We start from the raw sequence: 14263 nt of genomic DNA on the forward strand, positions 1-14263 counted from the left end.
GCCGGTGCCATGCCATGGGCGCGCAATGACAATTGCGCATTGGATGGAAACACCACCAGCCCACTCGTCTCACTCAGTTCATTGTGCGGATAGAACGTCAAAAGCGCGTTCAGCACCACCAGCGCCCGGTCGGAAATCCCGATCAGCGCCCTTGCCTCGCACAATGCACGAAACAGTTTCCATTTGTCGACCGAAGCCTCTGGATCGACCTCCATCGCGCCGGCCTGCGTTGCCAGCATGCCAAGCGACAGCGATCGCCGCCCAAAGGGCGTCGTGAATGCATTCCCCGACTGCATCGTCCTCTACCTTTCAATAGGCAAAAGATCTCCGCTCGCCCAAACGACGCCAATTACTCTTGACACTGATTCCCGGAAATGCGATTCTCAAGCTACCACACTGTGAGAAGGGCTTCCGCGACGGCAACGTTCGGGAGCTTTTTTCTTTTGCGGTGTCTAGTCTCCTGTTTCCTTCTGGAATTCTTCAAACAAAGTCAGCAGCTTGCGCTCAACGAAAGCGCCAAATTGCGAACCAATCCGTTTGTCGAATGCTATACTAAGTGCCGCATCGGTTTCCTTGATCTTCGCCGGAGATGTCCCATCTGGCGCAGTCCAAGCCGTTACCCGCGGCTTATCTTTGGTAATTTTCATGAGATCGAAGATGATTTGGAAGCGTGCATCGCTTTTCGCAGCAAGAAAATCCGCATCATCGATGTGTTTCAGCGCTCGCGCGCGCTTCGATTTATCTTCGAGCATGTCGGCGATCTCAGCCCAGCGCTGTCGCCCGAACGCAGGTGCTGGGCCAATCGCTTCAATCAAGGGCGATGGGATACGCTTAACAAGAGCGATCATGCGCGACAATGCCGCCTTATCAACGCCGAGCGATGACATGATCGTCTCACGGTTAAAGCCCTTGGTCTCCAGCTTTGCAGCGAAATAGCAGCGCTCGACAAACGACAGATCAGTGCGTGAGTTGTTCTCTTGGCCTTGCGAAACAATCAGCTGCTCGTCGGTAAGGTCACGTACAACTGCCTTGACCTTGCCGCCGATCTCTTTAACGGCCGCCAAGCGCCTATGCCCATAGGCAACCTGAAACCGCCCTTCCCTTTCAGGATGCGGACGCACCAGAATGGGAACCTGTTGTCCATGTTCGCGGATCTGTACAATCAGGCCTGATTGATCATCGGCATCAACACCGAGACGATCAACAACGAAAGAAGCGTCCACAAGGGAAGGGTCAAGCTCAATGATCGCCTGCCCTTCTGCAAGGCGCTTTTCAATTTCGTCAGCCCGCTGTGCCTTGGCGGAAATACCATCGAGCGACTGCGATATGGCCCCTACAGGGCTTGCAGGCCGCAAAGGGCGGTCAAGACCAAGCAGCGGCCGTCCCAGCGTTGTCCTCACGGGCGCTGCAGATTCTGCTTCGTCGCTTTCAGGCGTCATTTCAAACAGGTTTTTACGTGCCATGGGTTATTTCCTTCCCCACGTTCTACGGAGCAATTCTTCAATTTCACCATTAACGAGCGTCAGGCTTTCCAAAGCCCGGTCATAGGTACCGCGCGTAAACAGCGAACGGTCCACCTCATACAGAGTTTGCTTGGTCAAACCGGCATCGGAAATCGCCGTGGACTTCAACATCTCACTTTCAAGAACACGATTACCGAAAATTGACCGCATAAAGCCGGCCATCTGATTTTGCGGGCCATCATTAGGCTCGAAACGCGTAATCAAATAGCGCATCCAGTCATATTCGGTTTTGCCGCCTGCGTTTTCGACCACAGCAAGGAGATCGCTGGTCATGTGCAGGAACTGCGACATGGACATGACGTCAAGCATCTGCGGATGAACGGTGATCAGAATTGCTGTGGCCGCACAAAGCGCTGAAAGCGAAAGAAACCCCAACTGCGGTGGGCAATCCAAAATGACCACATCATAGGCAGATTCAATATCCGCAAGACATTCGCCGATACGGGAGAAAAACATCGTATCAGGTCGCTTGTCAGCAAGAACCTTTGGGGTTTCGTGCTCAAACTCCATCAATTCCAGATTGCCCGGAATGATGTGCAGGTTTGGCGTGTACGTTGCCCGAACGATTTCAGTGATATGGCGGCGCTCAGCACCATAGCGAATTGCACCGTACAACGTCTCGTTCTGATCGACATCAAGTTCCGGCTGGTGGCCAAACATGGCCGAGAGCGACGCCTGAGGATCGAGATCAATGGCAAGCACGCGATAACCGCGCAGTGCCAGATACTGGGCCAGATGCGCTGAGGTCGTGGTCTTCGCGCTACCACCCTTGAAATTCATGATCGAAATGATTTGCAGCTTTTCGCCATCCCGGCGATGCCGCACATATTTCGCAGCACTCTTGCCATTGGCGTCAAGCAGACGGCGCAGCTCCTCCAGATCATTGACAGAATAAAGCCTGCGTCCGTTCGACTGCGGTGCCGGGCCATGACCATCGGCCACGATCTGGCGCAGATACCCTTCGTGAATACCGATAAAATCGGCAGCCTCCGCGGGCGTGAACATCCGGATTGTTTTCTGCGCTGTCGGCGGAAAAATGCGCGATTGATGAGCTTGCAGCTGACGCGCCAAATCTTCAGCGTCAGATGCAATCAACGACCGCAACGTCGTTGCGGGCGCACCTGCCGAGTTCTGATCAAGCATCTCCAACCTCTCATCTGCGCATTTTCGTCCAAACTTTAAAAATATGCGCTGATTATAATATGGAGAGATTCTCTTTTAGTGGCAAACTGTTTTAGGTTAACCAACAGTTAAGTGCAATTTCGCGAAACGAGGCAGACAACAGTTGTACGCGTACAACTTAGCTGCAGTTTAGTTTAAGCGACCTTGCCCTCCTGCCTCCAATCCCAACCGCCGTGCTGAGCTTCGCGTAAGTTGTACGCGTACAACACCGAAATTTGGCAATCCACGCATTCACAAATCACATTCGTCGAACCGAATCGCCCTCTAGTGATAATATATCGACTTCCATACCATTTCACCTCCGTTACGAATGCAACGGAGGTGATGCCAGATTGACGTCGGAGGTGATGGCGCTTTACGCGGCCCGCTTAGACTGCATTGTCCCAGACCGGAGCAAGACCGTTGGGGCTGACGATGCGGCCATCGGTTCGGGCCAGAGCGTGAATTGCTTTCATATCATCCGAACTAAGAACGAAATCGAAGATAGCAAGATTCTCGGCAGCACGGGCTTCACCCACAGTCTTTGACAGGGCAATGACGCCCTCCTGCTGTACCAGCCAGCGCAGAACAATCTGAGCAACGGTCTTGCCGTTACGCACAGCGATATCACGAAGAACCGCGTCTTCAAAGACAGCGCCATCGGCCATGCCGTAATAGCCAGTGACGGACATGCCTGCCTCACGCGCTGCGGCAATCACCGATCTCTGATTGAGATAAGGATGGTACTCCACCTGATTGGTCATCAGTGGCGCATCGCTTAATGCAATGGCTTCGGCCATTAACGCCGTGCTGAAGTTACTCACGCCAATGTGACGGACTTTGCCTGCCGCCTTGACCTCGTTCAGCGCACCAATCTGCTCGGCAAGCGGCACCACGGTGTTGGGCCAATGCAATAGGAGCAGATCGACGTGATCTGTTTTCAGTTTCTTCAAGCTCTCATTGACCGAGGCGAGGAATGTATCCCGTCGATAATTCTCAACCCAGACCTTGGTCGTCAGGAAGACGTCACTGCGTGCAATACCTGACTTGACGATGCCTTCGCCGACCTCAGCTTCATTGCCATAAATCTGGGCCGTATCGACGTGGCGAAAACCAAGTTTCAAAGCGTGCGGCACCATGCGCAACACATCGGCTCCCGGCATACGAAATGTGCCAAAACCCAAAGCGGGAATGGAGGCTCCATTGGTTGTTACAAAATGCATAATATTCTCCTGTGTTATTCGGCCGCTGTCTGAAGGGCGGATGGGGATTGATTGAATTGGGGCAGGACCTCGCGCGCCAATTCGTCGATAACTTCGTTCAAAGGGCGCTGCGACGGCCGCAGCAGCAATGCCAGATGGTCGACGCCAATGGCATTGAGGTTGTGCAAATGCTCAATGAATGCGTTGCGGCCAAGCCGTGCGCCAAACCGGCGAGGTGTGGCGGGTTCGTTGGCATTCTCCGCAAGATCCAGATGGAAAGCGCTGATAAACGCACCGTCATAAATGCTGTTTGCCGCGCGGGCGGTGCGCCAATCACTCGCCTGAGCGGCAAGTCGTTCAATACCGTTCGGATAAACGAAGCGGCCGTCCATCTCATCTGCAATCCACTCCGGTGTCTGGCGTCCTTGTCCAGCAATGATCATTGGAATATTGCCACGCGGTGGCTTCGGCAGCAGATCAAGTGCGGGCTCCAGTTGTCCACGGCCAACCGGCAGGCCATTGGATTGCCACGCCGCACGCAAATAGGCGACTGCATCGCGAAAGGCATCGCCGCGGCTTTCAAAATCAAGCCCGAGCAGGGGATATTCGACCGGCCTGTCGCCAGAAGCAACACCGAGGATCAGGCGTCCGCCGGAAAGCACGTCAACGGAAGCTGCCGCCTTCGCAACCATCATTGGATGGCGCAGGGGCAGAACAACTGCCGCCGTTCCAAGGGCAACATTCCGGGTTATACCGGCGAGAAAGCCCAGATTGACGAACGGATCATAGACTGATCCAGCATCGCCGAAATTATTCGGATCAAATACCGGGACATCACGCATCCACACGGCGGAAAAACCAGAGCGATCAACCTGCTGAACGAGTTCCGGATACAGACGTAAATCGGGAACACCAAAGGGACGACCTTCGGCAATCCTTCTTGTTTCACGTTCCGGCGCCCAGTCATTATCCAGTGGCAATTCTATGCCGAGCGTGATTGTGCCTGGCTTTCGAATAAGATCGAGGGACGAATACTGCTTTGACATGGAGTGCTACTCCCGTACTTGGATCGCGAGCGAACAGCTCTATTGACGGAGGCGCTTCCTGTGCGCCCTGTTGATCGACATATGGCGCAAACCCATTGCTGTTATAATGCAGTAAAATAAACTAAGGTCTGTGAATTGAATTCACATAGTCGATTGAGGTGTTTCGCATGAACAACCGGGCAGGCGAGATGGAGGTCTTCGTGGAGGCCGTAGAGCGCGGCAGTTTCACGGCTGCCGGTGAACGGCTCAACCTGTCACCATCGGCAATCAGCAAGTTGATTACACGGATCGAAGAACGTCTTGGCACACGTTTGCTGGTTCGATCGACGCGGGCGCTGCAATTGACACCGGAAGGCGAGGCGTATCACCAGCGCGCGGTTCGCATCATCGCCGAAATCGACGAAACAGAACGGCTCATGACCTCAGGTGGTGCTGCAGTTCCGCGTGGTCTCCTTCGGGTCAATTCATCGGTTGGTTTCGGCACGCGTTATATCGTCCCGCTTGTCCCGGCGTTCCTCGCACGCTATCCGGATGTGGAGCTTGATCTCTCACTGTCCGATGGCGTTATTGACATTATTGAAGAGCGCGCCGACGTTGCCATCCGCACCGGTCCCATGCGCGATTCGGGTTTGAAGGCGCGCAAACTCGGCGAGAGCCGCCGCGTTGTTGTTGCCGCTCCTGATTATCTTGCCCGGCATGGCACACCGCAGACACCCGACGAACTGGCGTGGCATAACTGCCTGACATTCAACTTTCGCCGCAGCATGGATGAGTGGGCTTTTCGCTATCCGGGCGAGGGACGTATTCGCCCGATAGCGGTAAAGGGTAATTTTAAAGCCAATAATGGTTCGAGCGTGCGGCAACTGGCAATTGCCGGGCTTGGGCTCGCACGTATTGGTCAATTCCACGTGCAAAGAGATCTCGATGCCGGCGCGCTTGTGCCGGTTCTGGAGGATTATAATCCGGAAGATATCGAATTTATCCATGCGGTCTTTGCCGGACACGAACATATGGCTGCGCGTATCCGTGCGTTCATTGACTTCCTAGTGGAAAGTAACCCCGCCGATATGACCGTATGAGATATATTATTATGTAAAATCAAATTGTTAATTGGTTAATACGAAACTAACGCTTACCCATGTGAGAGAATATTCACAACGTTTCCAAAGGGATCACGGACATAGAAGCGGCGGACACCCCACGGTTCATCAGTGATATCGTAGGGAATCTCCAACCTGGCAGCCTTTGCCCGTTGATAAACAGCATCAACATTATCCACCTCAATGGAAAGAGCGGGGAGGGGAGTGCCTGAGCCACCCTCGCTCGCCACACTTATCTCAGGTCGGGACGTGGCATCAGAAGCAAATGTCAGTATCCACCCATGATCCATGACGACCTTGAGATCAAGCAGGTCTTCATAAAACTTTCTGGCAAGCTCCGGATCATTTGCTGCGAGATTTGGCACAATGCGTCGAACAGCCATTATTTCCTCCTGTAGCCGCCAGTCTCATTCTTAGCGCCTAAGCAGGAGTTGATCCATAGCCCCAGAAAGCGGAACCCCCTCAACCTTGGAGGAGGGGAGGGGGTTCGATGATTATTCGGCCGGGGCCGGAGCGGGTTGCGCATCGGGCAGGGATGATTTCTTCTTACCCGGGTCTTTCCAAGCAATGAGCCGGTAAAACATTGGAATGAAGAAAGTCGCAATAAATGTTGCGGCAAGCATACCGCCGATAACGCCCGTACCGATGGCGTGACGGCTTGCCGAACCTGCACCGGAGCTGATCGCAAGAGGTACAACACCAAGGATGAACGCAAGCGAAGTCATGACAATCGGCCGGAAACGTAGCCGCGCCGCCTCAATGGCAGCCTCCGCAGCCGAAAAACCTTCCTGACGTTTCAGTACCGCAAACTCCACGATCAAAATCGCGTTCTTCGCCGCAAGCCCTATCAGTGTCACCATGCCAATCTGGAAGTAGACGTCATTGGTCAGCCCACGCAGCATGGTTGCAGCAAGAGCACCGAAGAGCGCAAAGGGCACCGCCATAATAACCGCGAGCGGCAAGCTCCACTTTTCATACTGTGCAGCAAGGATCAGGAACACCATGATGATGCCGAAAATCATCGCCTGCGAACCGGTGCCGCTCGTCGCCAATTCCTGGAAGGAAGAACCGGTCCACGCAATCTGGAAGCCCTCAGGCAGCGTTTCCTTGGCGACTTGCTGCATAGCCTTGATCGCATCGCCCGAAGTGTAACCCGGAGCCGGATTACCCGTCACCTTGGCAGCACTGAAGGCGTTGAACCGCTCAAGCTGATCCGGGCCGACTATACGCTTTACCGTTACAAGAGCGCTGAGCGGGATCATGCTGCCGGAATCGGCACGCACAAACACCTGCCGGAGGTCATCAGGTGTGCGGCGGAAATCCGCTTCCGACTGCAGATTGACCTGATAATTACGGCCATAGAGTGTGAAGTCATTCACATAAAGGCTACCGAAAGACGCCTGCATCGCATCGAAGACAGAATTGATGGGAACGTTGAGAGCCTTGGCCTTGTCGCGATCGAGGTCCAGCTGATACTGCGGCACGTTCGCATCGAATGTTGTTCTTACACTGGTAAGCTCAGGCCGTTTGGACGCTGCTTCCACGATTTTGTTAGTGGCATCTGTCAGCTTGGCCACATCACTGCCCGCACGGTTCTGCACATATAATTCAAAGCCGCCTGTCGTGCTCAGACCCTGAATAGGTGGTGGATTGAACGCAAGGATCATGGCGTCCTTGATCCCGGCATTCATGCCCATGATGGGACCGGCCATATTGCGGGAATCGAGTTCCGGCGTCTTGCGCTGGCTCCAATCCTTGAGGGTAAGGAAGGTTGTACCTGCATTGGACTTCTGACCACCGGAGAGAAGATCAAAACCAGCAATGGCAAAGACGTTCTCGGCGGCAGGGTGCTTGGCCAAATTCTGTGATGATTGTTCCATCGCAGCTTTGGTTCGCGTCAGCGACGCCGCGGGCGGAAGCACCGCAACGCTCAAGAGCACACCCTGATCTTCATCAGGCACCAGTGAACCCGGTATTTTGTAGAACATGTAAGCCGTGCCGCCGATCAGGAAGGCAAACAAGGTCAGGCCAATGGCCACCCGCTTGATCAGGAACCGCACGCCAGAAGTATAGCCCGATGCTATGCGCTCAAACGCCCGGTTGAACATACGGAAGGGGAGGGCCGGTTCGTGGTGGCCGGGTTTCAGAATGAGGCCGCAGAGTGCGGGTGTCAGTGATAGCGCGACAATGCCGGAGATTGTCACCGACATGGCAATCGTGACAGCAAACTGCTTGTACATTGCACCTGCAAGCCCGCCCATGAAGGAGACAGGCACGAACACGGCGCAGAGCACCAGCACGATGGCAACGACAGGACCGGTCACTTCGCTCATCGCCTTGATCGCTGCCTCACGCGGCGGCAGCTTTTCCGTCGACATGATGCGTTCGACGTTCTCCAGAACCACAATCGCGTCATCGACCACAATACCGATCGCCAGAACGAGACCGAAGAGCGTCAAGAGGTTGATCGAAAAGCCCAGGACATACATGCCTGCAAACGTGCCGATAATAGAGATCGGCACGGCAATAACGGGGATAAGTGTCGCCCGCCAGTTCTGCAGGAAGATAAAGACCACGAGAACGACGAGGATAATCGCTTCGATGAATGTCGTGACAACCTCATCGATGGATGCCTGAATGAATTTGGTCGTGTTGTAAGGGATCGAATAATCCATGCCCGTGGGGAAAGCGGCTTTCAGCTCATCCATACGGGAGCGCACAGCGTCCATGGTGTTGAGCGCATTGGCGCCCGGCTGCAGGTAGACCGCAATTGGTATGGCGGGCGTGCCGTTGAGCTTGCTGTCCACCGCATAGCTTTGCGCGCCCAACTCTACTCTGGCGACATCACCCAGCCGCAAGGTTGCTGCGTTTGGAGAGGAGCGCAGGATAATGTTCTCGAAAGCCTTGGCATCGGGCAGGCGGCCCATCGTTGTGGCGGAATAGGTGAAAGCATTCGACTGCGGATCAGGCTGATCACCGAACTTGCCAGCAGCAAACTGGGAATTCTGTTCGCGAACGGCGGTGGCGACATCCGTCGGGGTCAAATTATATTGCGCCAGCTTGTCCGGGCGCAGCCAGATACGCATGGAATAGTTCGGATTGCCGAGAACCTGCGCATCACCGACACCCGGAATACGCTTCAGATCATCGACCACGTTAAGCAGGGCATAATTGCCGATATAGGTGCGGTCAAACTGGCCACCCTCGGAATACATGGCCACGAGGCCAAGAATGGATGTAGAGCGCTTGGCAACTGTCACACCCTGACGGGTCACGTCCTGCGGCAGGGTCGATGTGGCACGCTGTACGCGGTTGTTAACGTTGATTGTCGCCTGATCGGCATTGGTGCCGAGTGCGAATGTCACCGTCAGCTGCATCTGGCCACTGGCCGAATTCGTTGACTGCATATAGAGCATGTTTTCGACGCCGTTGATCTGCTGTTCAAGCGGCGATGCAACGGTTTGCGCGATTGTTTCGGCACTGGCGCCCGGATAGTTGGCGCTGACAACCACCTGCGGCGGCGTCAACTCCGGATATTGAGCGATCGGAAGGACCCGGATCGCAACAATACCTGCCAGGACGATGATAATCGATATGACGGCCGCGAAAACCGGCCGGTCAATGAAGAAACGGTTCATTGGGTCACCAGAGCCTGTTTGACAGTATCGGTCGCTGCAACGGCCTGACCGGGCTTGACCTTGATGACACCTTCTGTGACCACACGATCACCGGCATTAAGACCGGATAAGACAATCCAGCCTTTGGCGACTTGCTGACCAAGATTGAGGGGGCGAACTTCTGCCTTGCCCTCATTGTTTACCACATAGACAAACTGGCCTTTAGGCCCCTGCATCAGCGCAGCTTCAGGGATGACAATCGTGTCATTGACAGTCACACCAGTGACCGTCGCGCGGACAAACTGCCCCGGCAGGAGACGCCGATCCGGATTGTCGATAATGGCGCGCACGCCCAGCGTACCCGTTTCCAGATCAAGGCTGCTGGAGGTAAAGTCTATTGTACCGAAATGATTATAGACAGTCCCATCGCCAAAGGAGAGCTTGACCGAAAGCTTGTTGGCTTCCAGTCCCTTGGCCTTACGCTCGTCAAGCAGACGGCGGATTTCGGCGGCTTCCGTGTCCGTGAAGGAGAAGTTGATATAAACAGGGTCGGTCTGGGTAATCGAAGTCAGCAGGCTTGAAGAGGCATCCGTGCCAATAAGACTGCCTTCCGAAACCTGCTCGCGGCTTGTCACGCCATTGATGGGCGCAGTGACCTTCGTGTATTGCAGGTTGAGTTCAGCTGTTCTCACCTGCGCTTTAGCCGCCGCAACCGCAGCAGCGTTGAGATCTCGCGTAGACATTGCCGTATCGCGGGCTGCCGTGCTCTGGACTTTCTGATCCACCAGCGTCTGGGCACGATCAGCGTCACGAACGGATTGTGCATATTGTGCCTGCGCCTGTTGCAACTGGGCCTGCACACGGGCGAGTTCTGCCTCGTAAGGAGCAGGATCGATCTCGAAGAGCAGCTCACCTGCCTTGACCTCTGAGCCCTCAACGAAATTGCGCTTCATAAGTATACCGCCGACACGGGCGCGCACCTGTACATCGCGATAGGCTGTGATGCGTGCGGCATATTGGTAGGAAAGGTCCACTTCCTCCGGATGAACGGCAACTGCCGTTACCTGCGGTGGGGGAGGGGCCTTGCCGCCAGCCTGTTGAGCATTAGCCGGCAAACTGAATGCCAGTGTCATGCTTGTAAGAACAATAAGGGGAAGGAAACGGGTGCCGAGCAAAGTCATTGGGAGGATTCGCTTGTCCGAGGAATATCTGGGCGCATGTACAAACATACATCCGTGATTGTAAATATACGAAAGCGTGATATTGTGTCCGAAAATAGACCGGACGCGATCACGTTTGGGTTATCGAACCGGCGGTACGACAAGGGCCGCGGGATCATAACTGACGGACGATGTTCCGGCTTCCCCAGGAGGGATCACCCGAGCGAAGGAGGCGTTATGCGCAGGACCAAAGCCGAGGCCGGAGAAACGCGTGAATCCATTCTGGATTCTGCGGAAGCGGTCTTTTTGGAACATGGTGTCAATCAGTCGACACTCAATCAGATTGCCGCGCATGCAGGTGTTACGCGTGGCGCTATTTATTTCCATTTCAAGGACAAGATCGAACTCTATCAGGAAGTGGTCGAGCGGGTACGGCTCCCGCAGGATGACCTGCTGACCAAGGCATTTCATTGTGAGGTCGGCAATCCTCTCGATATTGCTCTGGATGCCGGTATTTTCTGCCTTGAGAATTTCGCGGGAGATCAGCGCAAGCAGCGTGTTTTCACCATCATCACCCAGCGCTGCGAATATGTAGGCGAGATGGCTCAAGTTCTGGAACGGCTTCGCACGCTCAACGAAGAGGTCCATCAGATGCTCTTGCGTTTGACAACACTTGCCAAGAAGCGCGGAATGCTTTCAAGCGAATGGCGACCCGAAATTGCAGCACGCTCACTACAAAGTGCGATGAGTGGACTGCTGTCCGAATGGATGCGGCTTAATAAATCTTTTGATCTGGTCGCAGCCGGAACAATGACGCTGACAGCCATCGTCGACTCGTTTCGCAAGAAGGACCTTCTGGCTCAGGCACCTATCGCCAAGGCGAAAAAGCTCATGGCCGTATCGTAGTTATTCGCCGATGGTCTTATGCCGCTTCCCCAGATAAATGGGCCTCAAGCCTAGTATCCGTGGTTCATACGGGGTAAACAACGGCTCCCTTCCTGCGCTGACGGCCTGCACTGGCAATCCGTATCGCTCATCAGGGCGAATATGAAAGGATTGAACCATGGCTATCAAATTTACCGCCAAGGACCCTGCGACAAGCGAGCGTCCGGCACCAGCAAAGGCACCCAAGCCTGAGAAGGTCGAACAGAACGTGGCAGGTTCGGCTGTTGATGCCGCGACAGGCGATAGTGATCTGTTCAATGCAACGTCCAAGACGCCTGCACGCAAACGCAAGGGCAAATAAAACGCATGAATGCAGGCGAGATTTATGATTGCCAGACCTGCGGCGCCTGTTGCTGCTACTCATCGCAGTGGCCGAGATTCTCCGTCGAGGATGACGAGCAGCTTGCGCTTATTCCCGCCAAATATGTGGCCAGCGACGAAAGCGGCATGCGCTGCATCGGTGTTCGCTGCTCCGCATTAACGGGCGAGATCGGCAAGACCACAGCTTGCGGCATTTACGATGTACGCCCCGAAGTGTGCCGTTCCTGCATGCCCGGCGATCCGGAATGCCTCATGGCGCGCAAAGCGCACAATCTCCCGGCCTGACCACGAACAAGCACGGCAATTTTGATCCGGGTTCCCAGCCAGAGGGTGGGAAAACCGTTAAAATTTACTCCATTATTCCAATCAATAAGAGTTGATTTTGATGTGTTCGCATCGGTCAAAAACTTGCCTCTATTGCGTCCGTATTTCTGGCGGCCCTTCAAACTGAATAAGCTGCATTCAACGCTTTAAAACTATCCGGAGATTCATCATGCATAGAGGCAATGTCGATCGCGAACCGGAATATGTAACAGAACGGACGGAAGGACCAAAGAATCTCGGGCGGATTTACCTGTTGAGCCTGGCACTGTGCGCAGCGCTGGTTGCGACAACCGCCGTTGGATATGAGTCCGAATGGCCGGATACTTTCACAGTGACAGCGTTCACTGCAAAGGCAGAAATCAACCAGCGGGTTGATGATAAAACCCTGCTGACCTTCTGCAATAATGCTGAACGTTCTCCAGAAACGGCTCAAAAGATGTCGCTCTGGAAGAAGTTTGATATCTGATATCCAGCCCTAAAAGACCATCGCCTGACCAGATCAGGCGGTCCATTGCGGAATGTCGTCGCGTTCTCCAATGAGCGCTAGCCCATGCGCGATCGAAAGCAGCTCGCCGCCACTTTCGATTTTGTCCTGCGGAAAGCGTTCGGTGAATATGCGCCGGACCGCCGGGACAAAGGACGTACCCCCGGTCAGGAAGACCTTGTCGATATCGCCCACCGCTGTGTTGGTCTTCTCAAGAACATCGTCAAGCGCGCCTTCAATACGCGTCAGATCAGCCGCAATCCACTCTTCGAAGTCGCTGCGCTTGATCATCTTTCGACCCCCACGCCCCAATGGTTCAAAGTTGAACTCCGCCTCCTCAGCTGTAGACAGCGCCATCTTGGTTGCCGAAACGGCCTGATAGAGCGGATAGCCTTCATCGTGATCGACGAGATCAACAAAAACCTCGAGCTTCTCCGGCTCAAGGCTTGAGCGGACCAGTTTTTTCAACTCGGAAAACTCTCGTGTTGTCTTGAAGATGGAAAGCTGGTTCCAGCGGCTGAAATTGGCATAGTAGGAGGAGGGCACTTCGAGTGTCTTGTCGAAGCTCTTGAAATAACTTCCCTTGCCGATTTGCGGCGCGACAATGCTGTCGATCATCCGGGAGTCAAAATGATCCCCTGCAATGCCGACACCGGAATGACCGATTGGCGTTGCGCTGAGTTTACCGGTCTTCTTCTCAAAACGGATGAGCGAATAGTCGGTCGTGCCACCACCGAAATCCGCCACAAGAACGGTCGCATCAGCCTTGAGATTCTGGGCGAAATAAAATGCTGCGGCCACTGGTTCATACACATAGTGGATTTCAGGAAAGCCAAAACGGGTGAGCGCCTCATTATAGCGCGCGGTTGCCAGTGCCGGATCGGGATTGGCACCGGCAAAATGCACTGGCCTGCCTGTAACAATACGTTTGACATCGCCTGGCCATTCATCGCCGGCATAGGTCTTTAACCGCCGCACGAAAATTTCCATCAGATCTTCAAACGTATGGCGCTTGGCAAAAATCAAAGTACCTTGAAAGAGCGCACTTGCAGCAAATGTCTTGATGGACTGCAAAAAGCGACTTTCGCCGGGATTATCGATGAACTGGCGGATTGCCGCATGCCCCGCTTCAACCTTCAACGCCGCTGCACCGGCAACAGGGTCTTTCATGAAGGACAGCGCTGTGCGCATGCTGTCGGCCGTGCCGGTCGCATTGGTGAATGACAATGAGCGTGTCGTTGTTCCATCCGCCAATGCCAAAACCGTGTTGGTCGTGCCAAAGTCGAAACCCAGCGCCTGAGCCATTGCCGCGCTCCTTTATGCCATGAATGTCAGAAATCGGGACAGGGCCCGTCGAATGGGCACAGCGCGCCCAAATCA

Annotated in this window: 14 protein-coding genes; 5 read left to right on the plus strand and 9 right to left on the minus strand. The window is 54.4% G+C overall.

Annotated features, from left to right (window positions below):
- The 5 genes from FHW17_RS21120 to FHW17_RS21140 all read right to left on the minus strand — a co-directional run.
- On the minus strand, positions 1–296 hold a 296-nt coding region (locus tag FHW17_RS21120), incomplete at its 3' end, for a helix-turn-helix domain-containing protein (RefSeq protein WP_281410761.1).
- A 156-nt stretch (positions 297–452) separates the two neighbouring features.
- Positions 453–1463, minus strand: coding sequence for a plasmid partitioning protein RepB (gene repB, locus FHW17_RS21125; RefSeq protein WP_112525658.1), 1011 nt, complete (start codon positions 1461–1463; stop codon positions 453–455).
- 3 nt (positions 1464–1466) lie between these two features.
- A complete protein-coding gene (repA, locus tag FHW17_RS21130; RefSeq protein WP_182510762.1) occupies positions 1467–2666 on the minus strand; it encodes a plasmid partitioning protein RepA in 1200 nt (399 codons plus the stop codon).
- 407 nt (positions 2667–3073) lie between these two features.
- Complete coding sequence (locus FHW17_RS21135; RefSeq protein ID WP_182510763.1) at positions 3074–3907, minus strand: aldo/keto reductase; 834 nt, start codon at positions 3905–3907, stop codon at positions 3074–3076.
- Positions 3908–3921: 14 nt separating this feature from the next.
- Positions 3922–4932, minus strand: a complete 1011-nt coding sequence (locus FHW17_RS21140) for an LLM class oxidoreductase (RefSeq protein WP_112525652.1) — start codon at positions 4930–4932, stop codon at positions 3922–3924.
- Between the two features lie 167 nt (positions 4933–5099).
- On the opposite strand from FHW17_RS21140, the gene FHW17_RS21145 reads away from it, so the two are divergent.
- Positions 5100–6011, plus strand: a complete 912-nt coding sequence (locus FHW17_RS21145; protein ID WP_182510764.1) for a LysR family transcriptional regulator — start codon at positions 5100–5102, stop codon at positions 6009–6011.
- Between the two features lie 53 nt (positions 6012–6064).
- Here FHW17_RS21145 and FHW17_RS21150 read toward each other — a convergent pair whose 3' ends face one another.
- From FHW17_RS21150 to FHW17_RS21160, 3 genes are all read right to left on the minus strand, one after another.
- The gene (locus FHW17_RS21150) at positions 6065–6415 is read right to left on the minus strand and encodes a VOC family protein (protein ID WP_182510765.1); all 351 of its coding nucleotides are present in this window, start codon (positions 6413–6415) and stop codon (positions 6065–6067) included.
- Between the two features lie 111 nt (positions 6416–6526).
- Positions 6527–9670, minus strand: coding sequence for an efflux RND transporter permease subunit (locus FHW17_RS21155; RefSeq protein ID WP_182510766.1), 3144 nt, complete (start codon positions 9668–9670; stop codon positions 6527–6529).
- A complete protein-coding gene (locus FHW17_RS21160; RefSeq protein WP_113096807.1) occupies positions 9667–10782 on the minus strand; it encodes an efflux RND transporter periplasmic adaptor subunit in 1116 nt (371 codons plus the stop codon). The genes FHW17_RS21155 and FHW17_RS21160 overlap by 4 nt, the downstream gene beginning before the upstream one ends.
- A 264-nt stretch (positions 10783–11046) precedes the next feature.
- Here FHW17_RS21160 and FHW17_RS21165 point away from each other — a divergent pair, with 264 nt between their 5' ends.
- The 4 genes from FHW17_RS21165 (at position 11047) to FHW17_RS21180 (ending at position 12865) form a co-directional block, all read left to right on the plus strand.
- On the plus strand, positions 11047–11715 hold the full coding sequence (locus tag FHW17_RS21165) for a TetR family transcriptional regulator (RefSeq protein WP_112525644.1): 669 nt from the start codon (positions 11047–11049) through the stop codon (positions 11713–11715).
- A gap of 157 nt (positions 11716–11872) precedes the next feature.
- On the plus strand, positions 11873–12055 hold the full coding sequence (locus FHW17_RS21170) for a hypothetical protein (RefSeq protein WP_182510767.1): 183 nt from the start codon (positions 11873–11875) through the stop codon (positions 12053–12055).
- Between the two features lie 5 nt (positions 12056–12060).
- On the plus strand, positions 12061–12360 hold the full coding sequence (locus FHW17_RS21175; protein WP_182510768.1) for a YkgJ family cysteine cluster protein: 300 nt from the start codon (positions 12061–12063) through the stop codon (positions 12358–12360).
- Positions 12361–12568: 208 nt separating this feature from the next.
- The gene (locus FHW17_RS21180; protein WP_112525638.1) at positions 12569–12865 is read left to right on the plus strand and encodes a hypothetical protein; all 297 of its coding nucleotides are present in this window, start codon (positions 12569–12571) and stop codon (positions 12863–12865) included.
- A gap of 33 nt (positions 12866–12898) precedes the next feature.
- On the opposite strand, the gene FHW17_RS21185 is transcribed toward FHW17_RS21180, so the two are convergent.
- Positions 12899–14188: an Hsp70 family protein gene (locus tag FHW17_RS21185; protein WP_112525636.1), complete on the minus strand. Its 1290-nt coding sequence runs from the start codon at positions 14186–14188 to the stop codon at positions 12899–12901.
- Positions 14189–14263 lie beyond the last annotated feature (75 nt).

The organism is Phyllobacterium sp. P30BS-XVII (assembly GCF_014138335.1).
Lineage (GTDB): Bacteria > Pseudomonadota > Alphaproteobacteria > Rhizobiales > Rhizobiaceae > Phyllobacterium > Phyllobacterium meliloti.